The sequence below is a fragment of the Pseudomonas fluorescens genome (assembly GCF_902498065.1).
GTDB classification, from domain to species: domain Bacteria; phylum Pseudomonadota; class Gammaproteobacteria; order Pseudomonadales; family Pseudomonadaceae; genus Aquipseudomonas; species Aquipseudomonas fluorescens_BJ.
The window spans coordinates 1-19,939 of the sequence record NZ_CABVIR010000012.1 but is presented as its reverse complement, the minus strand read 5'-3'; the positions used below and the strand labels follow the sequence as shown (position 1 = coordinate 19,939).

The 19,939-nt window shown below is 57.0% G+C and carries 18 protein-coding genes; 7 read left to right on the top strand and 11 right to left on the bottom strand.

The genetic code is table 11. The features are described from left to right. The first annotated feature begins 6 nt into the window (after window positions 1-6). Together gmhB and F8N43_RS28180 are read left to right on the top strand one after the other, a co-directional pair. Entirely contained in the window at window positions 7-540 is a 534-nt protein-coding gene (gmhB, locus tag F8N43_RS28185) for a D-glycero-beta-D-manno-heptose 1,7-bisphosphate 7-phosphatase (protein ID WP_150630647.1), read from the top strand. Window positions 541-622: 82 nt separating this feature from the next. Next, window positions 623-1,402 carry a lysophospholipid acyltransferase family protein gene (locus F8N43_RS28180; RefSeq protein WP_150630646.1) on the top strand — a complete coding sequence of 260 codons (780 nt, stop codon included), beginning with the start codon at window positions 623-625 and terminating at the stop codon, window positions 1,400-1,402. Between the two features lie 193 nt (window positions 1,403-1,595). Here F8N43_RS28180 and F8N43_RS28175 read toward each other — a convergent pair whose 3' ends face one another. The 11 genes from F8N43_RS28175 to dnaA all read right to left on the bottom strand — a co-directional run bounded on the left by F8N43_RS28175 (window position 1,596) and on the right by dnaA (window position 15,100). Continuing rightward, complete coding sequence (locus F8N43_RS28175) at window positions 1,596-2,567, bottom strand: oligopeptide/dipeptide ABC transporter ATP-binding protein (protein ID WP_145317791.1); 972 nt, start codon at window positions 2,565-2,567, stop codon at window positions 1,596-1,598. Beyond that, window positions 2,567-3,550 carry an ABC transporter ATP-binding protein gene (locus F8N43_RS28170; RefSeq protein ID WP_047535672.1) on the bottom strand — a complete coding sequence of 328 codons (984 nt, stop codon included), beginning with the start codon at window positions 3,548-3,550 and terminating at the stop codon, window positions 2,567-2,569. Before F8N43_RS28170 ends, F8N43_RS28175 begins: the two co-directional genes overlap by 1 nt. 2 nt (window positions 3,551-3,552) lie before the next feature. Beyond that, window positions 3,553-4,434 (bottom strand): D,D-dipeptide ABC transporter permease, encoded by an 882-nt coding sequence (ddpC, locus tag F8N43_RS28165; RefSeq protein ID WP_150654666.1) that lies wholly within the window; start codon window positions 4,432-4,434, stop codon window positions 3,553-3,555. Between the two features lies 1 nt (window position 4,435). After that, window positions 4,436-5,452: an ABC transporter permease gene (locus tag F8N43_RS28160; RefSeq protein ID WP_047535659.1), complete on the bottom strand. Its 1,017-nt coding sequence runs from the start codon at window positions 5,450-5,452 to the stop codon at window positions 4,436-4,438. Window positions 5,453-5,525: 73 nt separating this feature from the next. Next, window positions 5,526-7,106: an ABC transporter substrate-binding protein gene (locus tag F8N43_RS28155; RefSeq protein ID WP_150654665.1), complete on the bottom strand. Its 1,581-nt coding sequence runs from the start codon at window positions 7,104-7,106 to the stop codon at window positions 5,526-5,528. A 157-nt stretch (window positions 7,107-7,263) separates the two neighbouring features. Then, window positions 7,264-7,824, bottom strand: coding sequence for a D-alanyl-D-alanine dipeptidase (gene ddpX, locus F8N43_RS28150; RefSeq protein WP_145317778.1), 561 nt, complete (start codon window positions 7,822-7,824; stop codon window positions 7,264-7,266). A 29-nt stretch (window positions 7,825-7,853) separates the two neighbouring features. After that, on the bottom strand, window positions 7,854-8,714 hold the full coding sequence (locus tag F8N43_RS28145) for a MurR/RpiR family transcriptional regulator (RefSeq protein WP_145317775.1): 861 nt from the start codon (window positions 8,712-8,714) through the stop codon (window positions 7,854-7,856). A gap of 181 nt (window positions 8,715-8,895) precedes the next feature. Next, on the bottom strand, window positions 8,896-11,313 hold the full coding sequence (gene gyrB / locus F8N43_RS28140; protein ID WP_150630643.1) for a DNA topoisomerase (ATP-hydrolyzing) subunit B: 2,418 nt from the start codon (window positions 11,311-11,313) through the stop codon (window positions 8,896-8,898). 5 nt (window positions 11,314-11,318) lie between these two features. Then, window positions 11,319-12,422, bottom strand: a complete 1,104-nt coding sequence (gene recF / locus F8N43_RS28135; protein WP_150630642.1) for a DNA replication/repair protein RecF — start codon at window positions 12,420-12,422, stop codon at window positions 11,319-11,321. Between the two features lie 20 nt (window positions 12,423-12,442). Beyond that, on the bottom strand, window positions 12,443-13,546 hold the full coding sequence (dnaN, locus tag F8N43_RS28130) for a DNA polymerase III subunit beta (RefSeq protein ID WP_017341709.1): 1,104 nt from the start codon (window positions 13,544-13,546) through the stop codon (window positions 12,443-12,445). 39 nt (window positions 13,547-13,585) lie between these two features. Beyond that, window positions 13,586-15,100 (bottom strand): chromosomal replication initiator protein DnaA, encoded by a 1,515-nt coding sequence (gene dnaA, locus F8N43_RS28125; protein WP_150654664.1) that lies wholly within the window; start codon window positions 15,098-15,100, stop codon window positions 13,586-13,588. Between the two features lie 566 nt (window positions 15,101-15,666). On the opposite strand from dnaA, the gene rpmH reads away from it, so the two are divergent. From rpmH to mnmE, 5 genes are all read left to right on the top strand, one after another. Next, window positions 15,667-15,801: a 50S ribosomal protein L34 gene (gene rpmH / locus F8N43_RS28120; protein ID WP_003213577.1), complete on the top strand. Its 135-nt coding sequence runs from the start codon at window positions 15,667-15,669 to the stop codon at window positions 15,799-15,801. Window positions 15,802-15,817: 16 nt separating this feature from the next. Next, on the top strand, window positions 15,818-16,219 hold the full coding sequence (gene rnpA, locus F8N43_RS28115; RefSeq protein ID WP_028620331.1) for a ribonuclease P protein component: 402 nt from the start codon (window positions 15,818-15,820) through the stop codon (window positions 16,217-16,219). After that, window positions 16,212-16,457, top strand: coding sequence for a membrane protein insertion efficiency factor YidD (gene yidD, locus F8N43_RS28110; protein ID WP_010207715.1), 246 nt, complete (start codon window positions 16,212-16,214; stop codon window positions 16,455-16,457). Before rnpA ends, yidD begins: the two co-directional genes overlap by 8 nt. A 2-nt stretch (window positions 16,458-16,459) precedes the next feature. Beyond that, window positions 16,460-18,145, top strand: coding sequence for a membrane protein insertase YidC (gene yidC / locus F8N43_RS28105; protein WP_150639399.1), 1,686 nt, complete (start codon window positions 16,460-16,462; stop codon window positions 18,143-18,145). Window positions 18,146-18,224: 79 nt separating this feature from the next. After that, window positions 18,225-19,595 (top strand): tRNA uridine-5-carboxymethylaminomethyl(34) synthesis GTPase MnmE, encoded by a 1,371-nt coding sequence (mnmE, locus tag F8N43_RS28100; protein WP_150630639.1) that lies wholly within the window; start codon window positions 18,225-18,227, stop codon window positions 19,593-19,595. Window positions 19,596-19,939 lie beyond the last annotated feature (344 nt).

Below are 19,939 nucleotides of genomic sequence, written 5' to 3'. Positions count from 1 at the left end.
GACTGTTTGAAACTGCTGATTCTCGATCGGGACGGGGTGATCAATTACGACTCCGACGCTTACATCAAGTCGGTGGAGGAGTGGAATCCGCTCCCCGGTTCGATCGAGGCCATCGCGCAGTTGAGCAAGGCCGGCTGGACGGTTGCGGTCGCTACCAACCAGTCAGGCATTGCTCGCGGCTATTACGACGTCGCGACCCTGGACGCCATGCACGAGCGCTTGCGCTCACTGGTGGCGGAGCAGGGCGGTGAGGTCGGGCTGATCGTCTATTGCCCGCACGGGCCCGACGAAGGCTGCGATTGCCGCAAGCCAAAACCCGGAATGCTGAAAACCATCGCCGCGTATTACAACGTATCGCTGACTAATCTATGGTTCGTCGGCGACAGTCTTGGTGACCTGGAAGCCGCCAAAGCCGTCGATTCTCAGCCAGTTTTGGTAAAGACCGGGAAAGGCGAAAAGACTTTGGGCAAAACCCTACCGGTAGGCACCTTGATTTTTGACGATCTCGCGGCGATTGCCGCAGAACTTATCCACAATTAGAGCGTTTTCGAGATTCCTGACCAAGGATTGATCGGGAGTGCGCTTTATATAGACGGGCAGAGCCCGCACGGTAAACGTCGCCATGTCGATACTGCAGGCCATCAGAACCTTCCTCTTTTACCTGCTGCTGGGCACCAGCTCCTTGCTTTGGTGCAGCCTGAGCTTTTTTATCGCGCCTTTTCTGCCGTTCAAGGCGCGCTATCGTTTTATCAACGTGTACTGGTGCCGCTGCGCCTTGTGGCTGAGCAAAGTCTTTCTGGGCATCAGCTACGAAGTGAAGGGCGCCGAGAACGTGCCTGACCAGCCCTGCGTGATTCAATCGAACCACCAGAGCACTTGGGAGACGTTCTTCCTCTCGGCCTACTTCGAGCCGTTGAGCCAGGTACTGAAACGCTCATTGCTGTTTGTGCCGTTCTTTGGCTGGGCCATGGCCATGTTGCGACCGATCGCCATCGACCGCGACAACCCGAAGGCCGCGCTCAAACACGTAGCGAAGAAGGGCGATGAACTGCTGAAGGATGGCGTCTGGGTGCTGATATTCCCAGAAGGAACGCGAGTTCCTTACGGCACCATCGGAAAATTCTCACGAGGTGGTACGGCGTTAGCCGTCAATGCTGAACTACCGGTGCTGCCGATTGCGCACAATGCCGGCAGATTCTGGCCAAAAACCGGTTGGGCAAAGAAGCGGGGCGTCATCACGGTGATCATCGGCGAACCGATGTACGCCGAAGGGAGCGGGCCCCGCGCGATTGCCAACCTCAATGACCGGGTTCAGGCCTGGAACGAGCAGATGCAACGGGAAATGGGTTCGCTTCCACCCGCTTCACAAGCCCCGGCAGCCAGCGATCAAGTGGCTGTCTGAATTCTGTGGATAACCTGTGTGCCGTTTTGCTGAAACACGCCGTGTTTTGCTTTTAAGACTATGATTTAACTATATATTTCTTAAATTCATAAAAGTCAGAAAAATGTGCATAGGTTTTCCCTAAGGTCAAAAAAAACCGGCTAACAAAGCCGGTTTTTTTATGCGCCACAACACGCTCTCTGCCGACAGGACATCAGCCTTGTAAATGACACCGCGCCCGCTGCTGCTCGTCTCCCTGCAGGACCTGAGGTTTGTCACAGCCAACGGTGCACAGACTGCAACGTTCCCGAAAGAAGCAGCCAGTTGGCAGATGACGGTTACCCGGCAATTCGGTAGGCGCCGCCACCTGCTCTTCATGCAGCGCAGCGCCCAGTCGCGGCACCGCGTCGAGTAACAGGCGGGTATAGGGATGGCGTGGCTGGTCGAGCACTTGGGCAGCCTGGCCAAGCTCGACGATTTGCCCCAAATACATCACCGCTACCCGGTCTGCCATATGACGCACGACGGATACGTTATGGGAAATGAGGATGTAGGTCAGGTTGCGGGCTCGTTGCAGCTCTGCGAGCAGGTTGAGGATCTGCGCCTGAACCGAGATATCCAGCGCCGATGTGGGTTCGTCGAGGACGATAATGTCCGGGTCGGAGGACAGAGCCCGCGCAATGGCAATCCGCTGACGTTGGCCACCGGAAAACTGGTGGGGAAAGCGGTCCAGGTATTCCGGGCGGATACCGACCTGGGACGCGACCTTGGCTGCCACCTCGCGCATCTGTGCTCGATCGGCATGACCCCGGGCGTACAGCGGCTCGGTGATGATCCTCCAGATCGGCAGACGCGGGTCGAGCGAAGACTGGGGGTCCTGGAACACAATCTGCACGTTGTTACGGCCTTCGCTGCCAGTACGACTGGCCCAGTTCAAATCGCCGCTGCTGGGCGCAATCAAGCCCATCAACAGCTGCGCCAATGTGCTTTTTCCACAGCCTGACTCACCCACGATCCCCAGGGTTTCGCCCGCTCGTACCTGAAGATCAATGCCATTCAGGGCGTGAGCATAGCCTCGCGGCCGACCCAGCCAGTCGTTGCTCACGGGGAAACGCACACGAACATCGTTGAGTTGAAGAATCGGGGGAGCCATGTCGATAGCACTATGAAGGACGGCATTGTTCATCACGAAAGCTCCTTGACGGGCAACCAGCAAGCGCTTTTACGTTGGTCGTTAATGGCATTGAGGGTAGGGCGTTTGGCACAGACAGGCATGGCGTATGAGCACCGCTCCTGAAAGGTGCAGCCCTCGGGTAAAGAAGCGAGGTTGGGGACTTGCCCGGGAATGGTCAGCAACGGCTGGCCCGGTTCCACCATTTCCGGAAGGCCGCTGAGCAGCCCACGGGTGTAGGGGTGTTGCGGATTGTTCATCACGTCGACGGTGCGGCCTTCTTCGACCACAGCGCCGGTGTACATGACATACACCCGGTCACAGAACTGCGACACCAATGCCATGTCATGGGTAATGAGCAAAATAGCAGTCCCCCGTTGCCTGGCCTTTTCTCGCAGCAGCAACAGCACCTGGCGTTGCACCGTCACGTCGAGCGCGGTGGTCGGCTCGTCGGCGATCAAAAGTTGCGGTTCACAGGAGAACGCCAGCGCAATCATCACCCGTTGGCGCATGCCCCCGGACAGTTCGAACGGGTAGCTCTCCAATACGTGCTCGGGGCTGGCGATGTGCATGTCACGCAACAGGGCAATCGCCTTGAGTCGTGCCTGGGCAGCACTGATTTTCTGGTGATGGATGATCACATCAAGCATTTGTCGACCGATGCGTCGGGTCGGGTTCAGGGCGGTCATCGGCTCCTGGAAAATCATCGCCGCATCGCGCCCGCGAATCTGCAGCAGTTCCTTTTCAGGCGTTGTCAGCATGTCGCGGCCGAGCATGCTGAGGCTGCCCGCGGTAATCCGATAGCTGCGCTCGGGCAGCAAACGCATGCTGAGCATGGCCGTGACCGACTTGCCCGACCCGGACTCCCCCACCACGCCGACGATTTCGCCGGGATTGACGTGCAACGTCACGCCGTTCAGGGCTTTCACATTGTTTTTGTAAGCCGGGAATTCCAGGCTCAGGTTGTCGATGGCCAGCACTGGGCTCGAAGTCTGCATTGTCATTTCCCCTGTTGCCGTGGGTCGAGCAGGTCGCGCACACCATCGCCCAGCAGGTTGAAACCGGTGGCGGTGATCAAAATCGCCATGCCTGGAAAGGTCGAATACCACCAGTTATCGAGGATGTAGTTGCGCCCGGTGGCGACCATTGCGCCCCACTCAGCGGTTGGCTGCTGTGCACCCAGGCCGATGAATCCAAGGGCCGAGGCCATGAGGATTGCGCTACCGATATCCAGACTCAGTTGCACCAGCAAGGGCGGCATTGCGTTTCGCGCCACGTGCCAGTGCACCACGTGCCAGCGTCCGGCCCCGAACGTATGGGCTGCCTTGACGTAACCCATCTGTCGAATGCTCAAGGCCTGGCCACGGGCCAGTCTTACGTAGGATGGGATTCGCACCAGGGTAATGGCCAGCATTGCGTTGAACAGGCTCGCGCCCACTGCGGCCGCCAATGCCATGATCAGTACCAGTGACGGGACTGAAAGCATGATGTCCATCAGGCGCATGATGCATGCGTCGAAACGCCCCCCGATCACCCCCGAAAAGCACCCCAACAGCCCGCCAATGAAACAGGAGGTAAAAGCCACGAACAGGCCGACACCCACCGACTGCTGGCTGCCGAACAGCACCCGGCTGAACAAGTCGCGGCCCACTTCGTCGGTGCCGAACCAATGGTCGGCAGATGGCGGCGCCAGGCGTTCGCCGAGGTTCAGTGCATTCGGGTCGTGGCTGGCGAGCCAGGGCGCGAAGATCATGCACAGCAATACGATAGAAGTGATCAGCAGGCCCGCCATGGTCAGCGGGCTCCGGCGGATCTGGTATGCCAGGTAGGCGAGTTTTTCAGCCCTGCGCAGGCCATGTGCCGCCGTCAGAGTCACGGACATTTCAATTCACCTCGCCGATGCGTGGGTCGATCACGCGATACAAAAGGTCGATAGCCATGTTCAACAGGACATAGATGAACGACACCAGAATGGCAAAGCCCATCACCGCCGGGAAATCCAGCGACTGGATCGACTTGACCACATAGGCACCCATTCCTGGCCAGGCAAATACGGTTTCGGTCAGTACCGCGCCGTACAACAAATCACCCAGGGTCAACCCGAGGACGGTCACCGAAGGGATTAGAGCGTTAGGCAAAGCATGACGCAGGATCACTGTCCACCGCGAAAGGCCATAGGCGCGCGCGGTGCGGATGTAGTCTTCGCCCAATTGATCCAGCATGGCCGAGCGGATCTGCCTGGCGACAACCCCCAGGGTCACGAAACCCAGCGTTGCGGCTGGAAGAATCAGGTGCTCGGCCGCATCGAGAAACAGTCGGACATCCCCCGCCAGCAGCGAGTCGATCAGATAAAAACCCGTGATCGTCGGTGGCGGCGAGAGTCCTTCAGATAACCGGCCACCACCGGGCAGCCAGCCCAGATGACCGTAGAACAGCACGATTGCACCCAGGCCGAGCCAGAAGGCCGGCGTGGAAATACCAGTGACCGCCAGGGTCCGGGCAATCTGATCGATCAGCCGGTTGTGGTAAACCGCTGACAACACGCCCAGCGGCACACCGACCAGAATCGCCAATGTCAGTGCGACCAGCGCCAGTTCCAGTGTCGCCGGGAAGAACGCTTGCAAGTCTTCCAGGACGGGACGGTTGGTGCGTATCGAGGTTCCCAGGTCCCCGTGCAACAGATCCATCAGGTAGCGACCGTATTGTTGATACAGCGGCAGATCCAATCCCAGTTGATGACGGATGCCGGCGACGAGAGCGTCGCTGGCGCGGTCACCGGCGATCAATCGGGCAGGGTCGCCCGGGATCAGGTGGGAAATTGAAAAGGTAATCAGCGAAACACCGAACACGACCAACATCAAGCCGAGCAGGCGCTTGCGCAACAATGTCAGGAAGGCCATCTGGCACCTCAGTTACACGAGCGACGAAATCAGAAGCCGCGCCAACCACCGGGGCTGGCGCGAAGGAGCATGTTTACTTGCTCATGCTTCCCAGGTTGAACACCTGTTCGAGCATGGGGTTGAACACGTAGCCCTTGACCGAATCACGCATCGGCAGGGAGTAGCTCTTCTGATAGAGGTAGGCATAGACGCTGTCGTCGAGCACCTTTTTCTGCGCAGTCTGGTAAAGCTCGATGCGCTTGGCGGTGTCGCTGACAGCGGCCGCTTCACGAATCAGCTTGTCGACTTCCGGGTTGCTGTAGAACGAGCGGTTGCCTTGCAGGCCCTGCATCTTGGAGTCGAACCAGAAGTTCATGAACATGTACGGGTCAGCGAAGTCCGGGCTCCAGGTCCCCACCGCGATGTCGTAGTCGGCCTGGCCAACACGTTCACGCAGGGTGGCGTTGGCGGTTTTCTCCAGTTTGAGGTTGATGCCCAGGGGTGCCAGGGCCGCCTGCAAGGTCAGGCCGATCGGTTCCCAGTTGGCGTCCTTGTCCGAATACATGTAGTTCAGGTTGGTGATCTTCTGGGGTGCCTTGGCCAGGCTGTTCTTCGCGGCGGCCATGTCCTGCTTCATCACTGGCAGCGAACTGTCGTAGCCCCACATGCCATCCGGGATCGGCCCGTTCAGCAGCTTGGCCTTGTCCTTGAGAATGCCCTTGACGATACCGTTGTAGTCCACCGCTTCGGTGATCGCACGACGGGCGTTGACGTCGGTCAGAGGACCCTTCTTGTTGTTCAGGTACAGATAAGTGACGCGCAGCGAAGGAAAATCCCTGACCACTACGCCCGGCTTGCCGCCCAGTGCACCCAACTGGTCTTCGGGCATGTCTTCGATGATATCCAGGTCCCCGCGCTCCAGTTGCAGCCGACGCACCGAGGGCTCCGCAATAGTCTTGAGGATCACGGTCTTGAACGCAGGCTTGGGACCGGCGAAGTAGGGGTTCGGCTCCATCGTGACGGACTGGCCCTTTTGCCAGTTGGTCAGGCGGAAAGGACCGGAGCCTGCGGTGTGGCTGGACAGCCAGGCATTGGTTTCGGCACCCTTGTTGGCCACCAGCGGGTTAACGATCGAGGCGCCGTTATGGGCCAGGGTGAACAGGAAAGGGGCGAACGGCGTTTTCAGCGTAAAGCGGATGGTCTGCGGGTCGATCACCGCCACCACCATGTCCTCCGGGAATGCACCGGACGGCCCTTGCTTGAGGGTCATCAGGCGATCGAAGGAAAACTTCACGGCGGCGGCATCCACCGTGGTGCCGTCATCGAACTTGTTTCCGGGCTTGATCTTGAACTCCCACACCAGGTTGTCCGGCGACACGGTCCAGCTTTCCGCCAGATCCCCTGTCACTTCGGTGCTGCTCTTGTCACCGTCGGTTTTGTAGCTCACCAGGCGCTGATAGGACGGGTAGGTGATGGTCCAGTCGTTGTTATCGAAGGTTACCGCCGGGTCGAGCGTTTGCGGGTCGGCGGGCTTGCCGATGACCAGAGTGTCTTGAGCCGTCGCCGCCGAAGCGGCTTGCCAGGCGCCCAGGCTCATCGCGCTGCACAGTAGACCAAGCAGCAGCTTGCTGGTGCGTGGAAAGGTATTGCGGGTCACGGTGTTCATTGGGGTCATGCCGGTTTCCTTAATCATTCGATGTATGGAAGTACGTCAGGTTTTTTATAAAAGCTATAACCGGGCAGTTGCAGGTGAAGCAGGTAACGCGGACTTGTTGTTATCGTGTTGCATTGGTTTCGAAACTCTTTGGTTTCGTTATCGGTTTGTTGCGGTTTTAGTTGTTCGAGAACGTGGTCTGGTTGTCTTCCAGCAGGGGGTAATCATCGGCATCCGGAAGTTCGTAATGCCACCACTCAGTGGGAATTGCGCAGAACCCGGACGCGAGCATGATTCCCAGCAACAGCAGACGATTGCGTTGCACGTGAACGGGAAGGTCGGGGTAGAACTGATGGGACTTCTCTTCCATGGTGTCGAAGGCGCTGCCCATATCCAGCGGCTGTCCATCACTCCCCACCAGAGTCAAATCCACTGCCACGCCACGGCTATGGTGGGAACCCAAATGGGGATCGCGCACGTAGTTGCCGTCAGGCAACGCCTCCCACAATAGAAACTGGGCGAAAGGTGGACGGTAGGCGTCATAGATGCGCAGCGTGTAACCGGCCAGCCGTGCCAGTTCACTGGCCTTGCCCAGGCACTCGGCTGCTTGGCGATGCAGCAGGCAACGGGCACTGGGGTAAATCACCTTTCCTGCCAGATTGTCGGCACTGGCGTAGATCAGATCGATTTGCACCTGATATCGCTCGGCATCAATCTCTACAAGGGGGCTGTTGTTCACGCAAAAACTCCAGTTGGGATTGGATGGATCTAGCCTTCGAACTGGCCGAAAGCTTTTTGCAATTGTCGATTTTTGCTCAGACGTTCATCGAGGCGATCGCCGTACTTTTCCGCAACGGCCGACACCATCAGGTTCAACAGGCAGGCCAGCGGGGCAGGGGAGTCCCAGAACTGCCCGACATCGGTTTTGAGTTGCAGCAGATCCAGCGGGTAGTCACGTGCCCATGGGCATTGCAGATCGGTGATCAGGGCCAAGGGCAGATTGCTGTCGATGGCGGCGTCGCAGAAGGTCCGGGTCACACTGGAATAGGCCCGGAAATCCGAAATGATTGCGTAGGGATTGGCAAAGCCGGAATTCAGGGTTTCGGCATATATGCCGGACAAGCCGTCGACGTAGTAGACCTTGGCCCGAATGTATTCGAGGTGACTGTGAAACGCGGTGAGAATCCCGCGCGTCGACTGGATACCGAGAATGAATACCGCATCGGCTTCGTAGATGCGCTGCACGATCTCAGCGAAGGCACTGCTTCGCGCCAGGCCATAGACGTGCCGGATGGCCTCGATCTCGCGACTCATGGAGCGGTCGAGCGCGTCTTCTAGAGTGCTTTCGGTGCGAAAGGCACCGATACGGTCGGTGATCAACCAGGACGCCGGCGCTTCGCCGCGCAGACTCTGTTTAACCTCATCAATGTTCTGATAACCCAGCGAACGGAAAAAACGCCCCACGGAAATGCCGGTGGTGGAAGCCTGCTGCGCGATGCTGTCGGCCGACTCGAACGGTAGCTGATCCGGGTTCCCCAACAGGTAGCTGGCAATGCGTTTGCCGGTCGGAGTCAGGTTGGAGAACTCTTGCTCGAGCAACTGAAGGAAGCTGTTCTTTTCTGTAGGCATGTCAGCGCACCGATCGAGGAACTGTTATCTAGATGTCATTATAGTCAGCTATGTTATATGTATAACATCTATCATCAAGACAACACCACGTTTTTTTCAGGCGCTTCACGCCGAATCCCGAAAAAATCCGAAAAAAAAACCAGCGCAATGCGCTGGTTTTTTGTTTGGCAAATCCTCTGGATCAGAAGTCCAGGTTGGACACCGCCAAGGCATTGCTTTCGATGAAGTCACGACGAGGTTCGACCGCATCACCCATCAGGGTGTTGAAGATCTGGTCCGCGCCAATGGCGTCTTCGATGGTCACTTTGAGCATCCGGCGCTGGCTTGGGTCCATCGTGGTTTCCCACAGCTGATCCGGGTTCATCTCACCCAGACCTTTGTATCGCTGGATGGTGTGACGCTTGGTACTTTCAGTCATCAGCCATTCAAGGGCTTCCTTGAACTCGGTAACCGGCTTCTTGCGCTCCCCACGCTGGATGTACGCGCCTTCGTCCAGCAAGCTGCTCAGTTGAGCGCCCAAAGAGACAACGGTCTTGTAGTCATTGCTACCGAAGAAGTCGCGGTTGAACGTGACGTAGTTCGACAGGCCGTGGGAGATCAGTTCGACCTCTGGCAGCCAGACGTTACGTTCACGGTCTTCACGCAGGCTGGCTTTGTAGACCAGTCCAGACTTCTCGACGGTGCGCAGGCGAACTTCGTACTTGGCCAGCCAATCCTGCATCGCAGCGTGATCGGACAGCTGCTCCATACTCACCGCTGGCAGGTAAATGAAGTGCTCGGTCAGCTCCTGTGGGTACAGACGCGACAGACGCTTGAGAGTCTTCATCACCAGACGGAAGTCGTTCACCAACCGCTCAAGGGCTTCGCCGGAGATACCCGGGGCCTCCTCGTTCAGGTGCAGGCTCGCATCTTCCAGGGCCGACTGCGTCATGTACTCTTCCATGGCGTCGTCGTCTTTGATGTATTGCTCTTGCTTGCCTTTCTTGACCTTGTACAGCGGTGGCTGAGCGATATAGATGTAGCCACGCTCGATCAGCTCCGGCAACTGACGGAAGAAGAACGTCAGCAGCAGGGTACGGATGTGCGAACCGTCGACGTCAGCATCGGTCATGATGATGATGTTGTGATAACGCAGCTTGTCGATGTTGTACTCGTCGCGGCCAATGCCGCAGCCCAGCGCGGTGATCAAGGTGCCCACTTCCTGGGAAGAGATCATCTTGTCGAAGCGCGCCTTCTCGACGTTCAGGATCTTGCCCTTGAGAGGCAGGATGGCCTGGGTGCGGCGGTTACGTCCCTGCTTGGCAGAACCGCCAGCAGAGTCACCTTCCACGAGGTACAGTTCGGACAGGGCAGGGTCTTTTTCCTGGCAGTCAGCCAGTTTGCCCGGCAGGCCGGCGATGTCCAGCGCGCCTTTGCGGCGGGTCATCTCACGGGCTTTACGTGCAGCTTCACGGGCACGGGCCGCGTCGATCATCTTACCGACGACCAATTTGGCTTCGTTCGGGTTTTCCAGCAGGAAGTCGGAGAAGTACTTGCCCATTTCCTGTTCGACGGCGGTCTTCACTTCGGAAGAAACCAGCTTGTCTTTGGTCTGGGAGCTGAACTTCGGATCCGGCACTTTTACCGAGATAATCGCGGTCAGGCCTTCACGCGCATCATCACCGGTGGTGGCAACTTTATGCTTCTTTGCCAGACCTTCAGCTTCGATGTAGGTGTTGAGGTTACGCGTCAGTGCGGAACGGAAACCCACCAGGTGAGTACCGCCGTCGCGCTGCGGAATGTTGTTGGTGAAGCACAACAGGTTCTCGTTGAAGCTGTCGTTCCACTGCAGGGCGATTTCCACGCCGATGCCGTCTTCGCGCTGGATGTTGAAGTGGAACACCTGATTGACCGGGGTCTTGTTGGTGTTCAGGTATTCAACGAACGCACGCAGGCCACCCTCGTACTTGAACAGCTCTTCCTTGCCGCTGCGCTCATCCTTGAGGACGATGCCGACACCGGAGTTGAGGAAGGACAGTTCACGAATCCGCTTGGCCAGGATGTCCCAACTGAAGTGGATGTTCTTGAACGTCTCAGCCGATGGCTTGAAGTGAATCTGGGTACCTGTGGTTTCGCTCTCGCCAACGATCTTCATCGGCTCTTGCGGCACACCATGGATGTAAGTCTGTTCCCAGATCTTGCCACTGCGGCGAACGGTCAGAATCAGTTCTTTGGACAGTGCGTTAACAACCGACACACCTACACCGTGCAGACCACCGGATACTTTGTAGGAGTTGTCGTCGAACTTACCGCCGGCGTGCAGCACGGTCATGATGACCTCGGCTGCCGATACGCCTTCTTCTTTGTGCACGTCTACCGGGATACCACGACCGTTGTCGCGAACGGTGATGGATTCGTCCGGGTGGATGATGATGCTGATGTCGTCGCAATGGCCGGCCAAAGCTTCGTCGATCGAGTTATCGACCACCTCGAACACCATGTGGTGCAGACCGCTGCCATCGTCGGTGTCACCAATGTACATACCGGGACGTTTGCGTACGGCATCCAGGCCTTTCAGCACTTTAATGCTCGTTGAGTCGTACGTATTTTCTTCGCTCAATGCCTTCACTCCCGATGGTCGTGGGTCTGGGTGATACGGCCCTGTTCCACGTGGAACAGAGCGACTGGCGTTTCCGTCTGCCAGCCTTCCCTCAATAATTCGTGATCTACACAGGTGATAAACACCTGGCAGCGTAAGTCTTCCAGCAAGCGGCAAAGCGCGCGACGGTGGTGCTCGTCCAGCTCGGACGGCAAGTCATCCACCAGATAAATACACTGGCCGCGTCGGGCCTGGCTGACCAGGTGCCCTTGGGCAATCCGCAACGCACAAACCACTAACTTCTGCTGACCACGGGACAAGATGTCCGCGGCGTTATGTGCGCCCAATTTGAGACGCAAATCAGCGCGCTGTGGTCCGGCCTGGGTATGACCCATTTGCTGGTCCCGCTGAACGGACCCAGCGAGCACGGCACTCAATTCGCGGTCTTTGTCCCAGCCTCGGTAATAGCTGAGCGTCAAACCTTCAAGCTCAACCAATTCGCTCAAGGTCTGTTCAAAGACTGGTTTCAAGGCTTTGATATAGGCACGGCGGTATTCATCAATTTCAGCGCTGGCCTGGCACAGTTCCCTGTCCCAAACCGCTTGCGAAACGGCGTCAAGTGTACCATGCCGCAGCCAAGAGTTTCTCTGGCGCAGGGCCTTCTGCAAGCGCTGCCAGGTGGACATGAATCGCGGTTCCACGTGGAACACGCCCCAGTCGAGAAACTGCCGGCGAATCTTCGGCGCACCTTCAAGCAGACGGAAGCTATCAGGGTTGATCAGTTGCAGCGGCAGAATTTCCGCCAGCTGCGCTGCACTGCGCGCGTTCTGCCCATCAATACGGATCTGGAATTCGCCTTGGCGGTCCCGCGATATCCCCAATGCGCTATGCCCGCCCTCGGCCAATTCGACCTGGCCAAACACTGTGCAGGCCAATTGTTCGTACTGAATAACCGGCAAAAGGCGGGTACTACGAAACGAACGGGCAAGCCCCAGCAGGTGAATGGCTTCCAGAACACTGGTTTTGCCGCTGCCGTTGGCGCCGTAAAGAATGTTGATTCGGGGGGAGGGGGAGAAGGTCACCGGGTGCAGATTGCGCACCGCGGTGACCGAGACGCGACTTAATGACATCTAGCTTCTGCTGAGCATGATTACAGACGCATCGGCATGACAACATAGGCCGAGTCATCGTTGTCGGACTCTTGCACCAGCGCACTGCTGTTGGAGTCGGACAGGATCAGGCGAACTTGCTCAGTCGTCATGACACCCAGCACGTCGAGCAGATAGCTCACGTTGAAGCCGATTTCCAGATTGCCGCCGTTGTACTCAACGCCCACTTCTTCTTCCGCCTCTTCCTGCTCCGGGTTGTTGGCCTGGATCTTCAGCTGACCGTTGGCCAGTTGCAGACGGATACCACGGTACTTCTCGTTGGACAGAATCGCGGTACGGCTGAAGGCTTCACGCAACGCCTGACGATCGCCGAGAACCAGTTTGTCGCCGCCCTTGGGCAGAACACGCTCGTAGTCCGGGAATTTGCCGTCGACCAGTTTCGAAGTGAAGGTGAACTCGCCCGTGGTAGCGCGGATGTGATGTTGACCCAAAACGATGCTGACGATGCCGTCCGGCTCGGTCAGCAGACGTGCCAGCTCGAGGATACCCTTGCGCGGCACGATGACCTGGTGGCGATCCGGCTGACCAATGTCGGCTTGCATCGAGCACATGGCCAGACGGTGACCGTCAGTGGCCACGGCGCGGATAATCCCGGCTGAGACTTCCAGCAGCATGCCGTTCAGGTAATAACGCACGTCCTGCTGGGCCATGGCGAAGCTGGTGCGTTCAATCAGACGACGCAGTTTGCTTTGCTCAAGGCTGCAAGTCAGCGAACCCGGGCCTTCTTCAACAGTCGGGAAATCGTTCGCCGGCAGGGTCGACAGGGTGAAGCGGCTACGACCAGCCTTCACTACCAGTTTCTGCTCGTCGACCTTGATGTCGATCAGTGCGTCGTTCGGCAGGCTTTTGCAGATGTCCATCAGCTTGCGCGCAGGCACAGTGATGGAACCTGGGTCAGCAGGCTCTTCGAGCTGTACACGACCGACCAGCTCGACTTCCAGGTCGGTACCGGTCAGCGACAGTTGCTGGCCTTCGACAACCAGCAGCACGTTGGAGAGCACCGGCAAGGTCTGTCGGCGCTCGACGACGCCTGCGACCAGTTGCAGGGGTTTCAACAGGGCTTCGCGTTGAATGGTGAAATGCATGGTCTAGTCCCTTGCCTTAATAAGCTGCGCTGGTGTTCATCAAGTGGTCAGTGTACGCAGCAGGTTCTTGTAGTCCTCGCGGATGTCCGCGTCGGATTCCTTAAGTTCGTTGATCTTGCGGCAGGCGTGCAAAACGGTCGTATGGTCGCGGCCGCCAAACACATCGCCGATTTCCGGCAGGCTGTGGTTAGTCAACTCTTTGGACAGGGCCATGGCAACCTGACGCGGACGAGCGACCGAGCGAGAACGACGCTTGGACAGCAGGTCAGAGATCTTGATCTTGTAGTACTCGGCGACAGTGCGCTGAATGTTATCCACAGAGACCAGTTTGTCTTGCAGCGCCAACAGGTCTTTCAGGGATTCGCGAATCAGCTCGATGGTGATATCGCGCCCCATGAAGTGCGAGTGGGCGATCACGCGCTTGAGCGCGCCTTCCAGCTCGCGGACGTTGGAACGAATGCGTTGGGCGATGAAGAACGCAGCGTCGTGGGGCAGATCGACTTTGGCCTGGTCGGCCTTTTTCATCAGGATCGCGACGCGGGTTTCCAGCTCCGGAGGCTCGACAGCTACCGTCAGGCCCCAGCCGAAGCGGGATTTGAGGCGCTCTTCAAGGCCTTCGATTTCTTTCGGGTAGCGGTCACTGGTGAGAATGACCTGCTGGCCACCTTCGAGCAGGGCGTTGAAGGTGTGGAAAAACTCTTCCTGCGAACGTTCCTTGCGAGCGAAGAACTGAATGTCATCGATCAGCAACGCATCCACCGAACGGTAGAAGCGCTTGAACTCGTTGATCGCGTTCAGTTGCAGCGCCTTGACCATATCGGCCACGAAACGCTCCGAATGCAGGTACACAACCTTGGCATTCGGGTTCTTCTTTAATAGGTGATTACCCACAGCGTGCATCAAGTGAGTTTTACCCAAGCCGACGCCACCATAAAGGAAGAGCGGGTTGTAACCGTGCTTGGGATTGTCCGCCACCTGCCAGGCCGCAGCCCGGGCCAGTTGGTTGGACTTACCTTCGACGAAGTTCTCGAAGGTGAAGGTGCGATTCAGGTAACTGGTGTGCTTGAGGGCACCTTCTACCTGGACAGTGCGCTGTTCGGAACGAACCGGGGCCTGTTGAGAACTGGCGCCAGCCATCGGATCGAAACTGTCGCGCGATGGCTCTTCACTGACCTCGGCAACTTTTTGCGTCGAACGCTTGGGCGCCGAGGGGGTAGGTACCGGGGCACTGACAGGCGCTTGAATCGCCTGAGCCTGTGATGCAGCAGCGGCCAGCGGCGCATTGGGTGCAGCGCGCGGTGCCGAACTGCGTTTGCTGCCTATTAATAAGGACAGCACCGGTGTCATGCCATTGCCATGCTCATCAAGCAGTTCAAGGACACGGCCCAGGTACTTTTCGTTGACCCAGTCGAGAACAAAACGATTCGGTGCGTAGACACGCAACTCGTCGCCTTCGGCTTCGACCTGTAGTGGACGGATCCAAGTGTTGAATTGTTGGGCAGGCAGCTCATCGCGCAAAAGCTCCACGCACTGCTGCCAAAGTTCCACTGACACGGATATCCCCTAAGTTGAAAGCCGGTGAGGCAAAAACAAGCGGCCATTGTAGCGACCAGACGCCGACTTATCCACACGAAGGTTGTTCACCAACCAAGAACAATCAACTGTTTATACGTAAAAAAGACGACCAATGGTCTGTGCATAAGGTCTGTGGATAACCGCCCCTGAGGTCGTTGCACAAGTGGGGGCGAAACTCGGTGGATAACCTGCCTGTGGATAACAGGCCCTTTCACACACAGCTTATCCGACAGTGCAGCACAGGCTGACCACCGTTTTCCACTGTAGTTGTCATTCTCTGTACAGCACGTGATAAAAGGCCTTAAGGCAGTTATCCACAGATGATCGGTGCCCTAGCTTTTATAAGCTTTACAGAAAAGCTTTAAATACTTTCCTTCTTTATTTTTATATTTGGCAGGAGGCGAGGGCGAGCAAAACGTCTGCAGATCTATTTATAAGGAAACGCTGGTTGGAAATTGACCTAGAGGCTTGCTTTCTCTAGAATCCCCGGTCTCTTAAAACGGGGGCCATTCCGGCCCGTTGTGGACGAACCAGGTAACACGACAATGAAACGTACTTTCCAACCAAGCACTATCAAACGCGCTCGTACCCACGGTTTCCGTGCTCGCATGGCTACCAAGAACGGTCGTGCCGTTCTGTCGCGTCGTCGCGCCAAAGGTCGTGCGCGTCTGGCAGTTTGATAAGCCGGCACTGGAGGTGAGTCAGGACTTCAGTCGGGAAAAGCGTCTGCTTACTCCCCGGCATTTCAAGGCAGTCTTTGACTCCCCTACCGGCAAGGTTCCGGGGAAAAATCTCCTGCTCCTTGCGCGCAACAACGATCTTGATCACCCCCGTCTAGGGCTGGTTATCGGGAAAAAGAGCGTAAAGCTCTCCGTAGAGCGCAATCGCCTCAAACGTCTGATGCGCGAATCGTTCCGTCTGAACCAGGATTCACTGGTCGGTTGGGACATCGTTATCGTCGCGCGCAAAGGTTTGGGTGACGTAGAAAACCCCGAATTGATTCAGCATTTCGGCAAACTCTGGAAGCGTCTGGCACGCAGCACGCCGGTACCAGCAGTCAAAACCGAAACTGTAGGGGTAGACAGTCCCGATGCGTAAACTGGCACTCGTTCCGATCCAGTTTTATCGCTATGCCATTAGTCCCCTGATGGCCAGTCACTGTCGTTTCTACCCCAGTTGTTCCTGCTACGCGTTAGAAGCCATAGAAAATCATGGCCTTCTGCGCGGTGGCTGGCTGACCTTTCGTCGTTTAGGTCGCTGTCATCCGTGGAATCCCGGTGGTTATGACCCGGTTCCACCTATCCCTACCTCCCGTTCTTCTTCGATGGCCGAGTAATCATGGATATCAAACGCACGATCCTGATCGTCGCCCTGGCAATCGTGTCCTACGTTATGGTTCTTAAATGGAACCAGGACTATGGCCAGGCTGCCCTGCCGACTCAGAATGTTGCTTCCAGTACTACCGCACCGGGCTTACCGGATACGGCGACTGGCAATAATGCTTCTGTCAGTGACGACATTCCCCGCGCCGCAAGCGATACCAGTGCCACTGCACCTGCTGAATCACCAGTAGCTGCAAGCAAAGACCTCATCCAGATCAAAACGGATGTGCTCGACCTGGCGATCGATCCACAAGGTGGCGATGTTGCCCAGCTGAAATTGCCGTTGTATCCACGTCGCCAGGACCATCCGGAAATTCCATTCCAGTTGTTCGACAACGGTGGTGAGCTGACTTATCTGGCTCAAAGCGGTCTGATCGGCACCAACGGCCCGGACGCAAGCCCGGCCGGTCGTCCGGTTTACTCCTCGGAGAAGAAGACTTATCAACTGGCTGACGGTCAGGACCAATTGGTCGTGGACCTGAAGTTCAGCAAGGATGGCGTCAACTACATCAAGCGTTTCTCTCTGAAACGTGGCCTGTATGACGTAACCGTTTCTTACCTGATCGATAACCAGAGCGCTCAGCCCTGGTCGGGTGCAATGTTTGCGCAATTGAAGCGTGACGCCAGCGCCGATCCTTCTTCCACAACGGCTACCGGCACCGCGACTTATCTCGGCGCTGCCCTGTGGACAAGTAACGAGCCTTACAAGAAAGTGTCCATGAAGGACATGGACAAGGCCTCCTTGAAAGAAACCGTGAACGGTGGTTGGGTTGCCTGGTTGCAACACTACTTCGTGACCGCATGGATTCCGGCTAAGGGCGAAAACAATGTCGTCCAGACCCGTAAAGACAGCAAAGGCAACTACATCATCGGCTACACCGCCCCGGCAATGACTGTTGCGCCAGGTGCTAAAGCCGAGACAAGTGCCGTTCTTTACGCAGGTCCGAAAAGCCAGGCTGTATTGAAAGAGTTGTCCCCAGGTCTGGAATTGACTGTCGACTACGGCATTCTGTGGTTCATTGCCCAGCCAATTTTCTGGTTGCTGCAACATATCCACGCGCTGGTCGGTAACTGGGGTTGGTCGATCATCTTCCTGACCATGCTGATCAAAGGGATTTTCTTCCCGTTGTCGGCTGCCAGCTACAAGTCCATGGCCCGCATGCGTGCAGTGGCACCGAAACTGGCTGCGCTGAAAGAGCAACATGGCGATGATCGGCAGAAAATGTCGCAAGCCATGATGGAGCTGTACAAGAAAGAGAAGATCAATCCGCTGGGTGGTTGCTTGCCAATCCTCGTGCAGATGCCGGTATTCCTTTCGTTGTACTGGGTTCTGCTGGAAAGCGTTGAAATGCGCCAAGCGCCATTCATGCTGTGGATTACTGACCTTTCGATCAAGGACCCGTTCTTCATTCTGCCGATCATCATGGGTGCAACCATGTTCATCCAGCAGCAGTTGAACCCGACTCCTCCGGATCCGATGCAGGCCAAGGTGATGAAGCTGATGCCAATCATCTTCACCTTCTTCTTCCTGTGGTTCCCGGCTGGTCTGGTGCTGTACTGGGTAGTGAACAACTGCCTGTCGATCGCCCAACAGTGGTACATCACTCGTAAGGTCGAAGCGGCTACTAAAGCAGCTGCCTGACTTACACTGTGGATAACCACTCAAAACGCCCCCTAGTGGGGCGTTTTGCTATCTGTCACTTTTGTCTGGATACCGGTTTATGAGCGTTCCTCGTGAAACCATCGCCGCCGTCGCCACCGCTCAAGGTCGTGGTGGTGTAGGCATCGTCCGTATTTCCGGGCCACTGGCGAGCGTAGCGGCCACGGCCTTCAGCGGTCGTGAGCTCAAGCCACGGTTCGCCCACTACGGCCCGTTTTTCGATAAAAATGAAGAGGTGCTGGACCAGGGCATCGCCTTGTATTTTCCGGGACCGAACTCGTTCACCGGCGAAGACGTGCTGGAACTCCAGGGTCATGGCGGCCCGATTGTTCTGGACATGCTCCTCAAGCGTTGCCTTGAACTCGGGTGTCGATTGGCACGGCCAGGTGAATTCAGCGAACGCGCATTCCTCAACGACAAACTCGACCTGGCACAGGCCGAAGCGATCGCGGACCTGATCGAGGCCAGTTCTGCACAGGCTGCCCGCAATGCACTGCGTTCCTTGCAGGGGGCATTTTCCGATCGTGTGCATAACCTCACCGAGCAGCTGATTGGCCTGCGCATCTACGTCGAAGCGGCCATCGATTTCCCGGAAGAAGAAATCGACTTCCTGGCTGACGGTCACGTACTGACAATGCTCGATAAGGTGCGCGACGAATTATCCACAGTGCTTCGCGAAGCCGGGCAGGGTGCGTTGTTGCGCGACGGGATGACCGTGGTCATTGCCGGCCGGCCGAATGCCGGCAAGTCCAGCCTGCTGAATGCGCTGGCCGGGCGAGAAGCTGCGATCGTGACCGAGATTGCCGGCACCACCCGGGACATTCTTCGTGAACATATCCACATCGATGGCATGCCGTTGCACGTGGTCGACACGGCAGGTTTGCGAGATACCGATGACCACGTGGAAAAAATTGGCGTCGAGAGGGCATTAAAAGCCATCGGCGAGGCTGATCGTGTGTTGTTGGTGGTCGATGCGACGGCTCCTGAGGCAGTTGATCCGTTCGCGTTATGGCCCGAATTCCTGGAAATACGCCCGGATCCGGCAAAGGTTACGCTGATCCGTAACAAGGCTGACCTGACGGGAGAAGCGATTGCCCTGGAAGTCAGCGATGATGGCCACGTCACCATAAGCCTCAGTGCGAAATCCGCCGGCATGGGCCTGGAACTGCTACGCGAACATCTCAAGGCCTGCATGGGCTACGAGCAGACCTCGGAAAGCAGCTTCAGTGCACGCAGGCGTCACCTTGAGGCACTGCGACATGCCAGCGCATCCCTTGAACATGGCCGTGCACAGTTGACCTTGGCGGGCGCCGGTGAACTGCTGGCCGAAGATTTACGCCAGGCTCAGCACTCTTTGGGTGAAATCACCGGTGCATTCAGCTCCGATGACCTGCTGGGGCGCATTTTTTCCAGCTTCTGCATCGGTAAATAGTCCGTCCGTTGTCCACAGACAGGCCATTCGCGCCTGTCTGTTCCCTCTCTTCTCTTAGATCTTCCTTCAGGCTGAGCAGATTCTTTCTGCTTGAGTGGTTTTTTCGTGCGCGGAATTCGCTCGATCAGCACTTTTCTGTGGATTAAGCCCTGTGAGTAACTGCCACTAAGGGCAGTTGATAACAGGGCCTGAAAACTGAAGATAACCACCCCTGTGGATAACCACCCCTTTCATCCACAGGCTTAAACCGGTTATCCAAGGGCCTCCTTGGCACATGACCACAGGGTTTTGAATCTCTGTACATATTGAATATAAAGGCCTGTAGAGATCTATCCACAGAAATG

Coding starts and splice junctions, on each gene's coding strand:
- F8N43_RS28145 (WP_145317775.1), bottom strand. CDS start 8,714: ATGCCTACAGAAAAGAACAGCTTCCTTCAGTTGCTCGAGCAAGAGTTC.
- F8N43_RS28170 (WP_047535672.1), bottom strand. CDS start 3,550: ATGCAGACTTCGAGCCCAGTGCTGGCCATCGACAACCTGAGCCTGGAA.
- yidC (WP_150639399.1), top strand. CDS start 16,460: ATGGATATCAAACGCACGATCCTGATCGTCGCCCTGGCAATCGTGTCC.
- mnmE (WP_150630639.1), top strand. CDS start 18,225: ATGAGCGTTCCTCGTGAAACCATCGCCGCCGTCGCCACCGCTCAAGGT.
- dnaN (WP_017341709.1), bottom strand. CDS start 13,546: ATGCATTTCACCATTCAACGCGAAGCCCTGTTGAAACCCCTGCAACTG.
- yidD (WP_010207715.1), top strand. CDS start 16,212: ATGCGTAAACTGGCACTCGTTCCGATCCAGTTTTATCGCTATGCCATT.
- F8N43_RS28175 (WP_145317791.1), bottom strand. CDS start 2,567: ATGAACAATGCCGTCCTTCATAGTGCTATCGACATGGCTCCCCCGATT.
- rpmH (WP_003213577.1), top strand. CDS start 15,667: ATGAAACGTACTTTCCAACCAAGCACTATCAAACGCGCTCGTACCCAC.
- F8N43_RS28160 (WP_047535659.1), bottom strand. CDS start 5,452: ATGGCCTTCCTGACATTGTTGCGCAAGCGCCTGCTCGGCTTGATGTTG.
- F8N43_RS28180 (WP_150630646.1), top strand. CDS start 623: ATGTCGATACTGCAGGCCATCAGAACCTTCCTCTTTTACCTGCTGCTG.
- F8N43_RS28155 (WP_150654665.1), bottom strand. CDS start 7,106: ATGACCCCAATGAACACCGTGACCCGCAATACCTTTCCACGCACCAGC.
- recF (WP_150630642.1), bottom strand. CDS start 12,422: ATGTCATTAAGTCGCGTCTCGGTCACCGCGGTGCGCAATCTGCACCCG.
- ddpC (WP_150654666.1), bottom strand. CDS start 4,434: ATGTCCGTGACTCTGACGGCGGCACATGGCCTGCGCAGGGCTGAAAAA.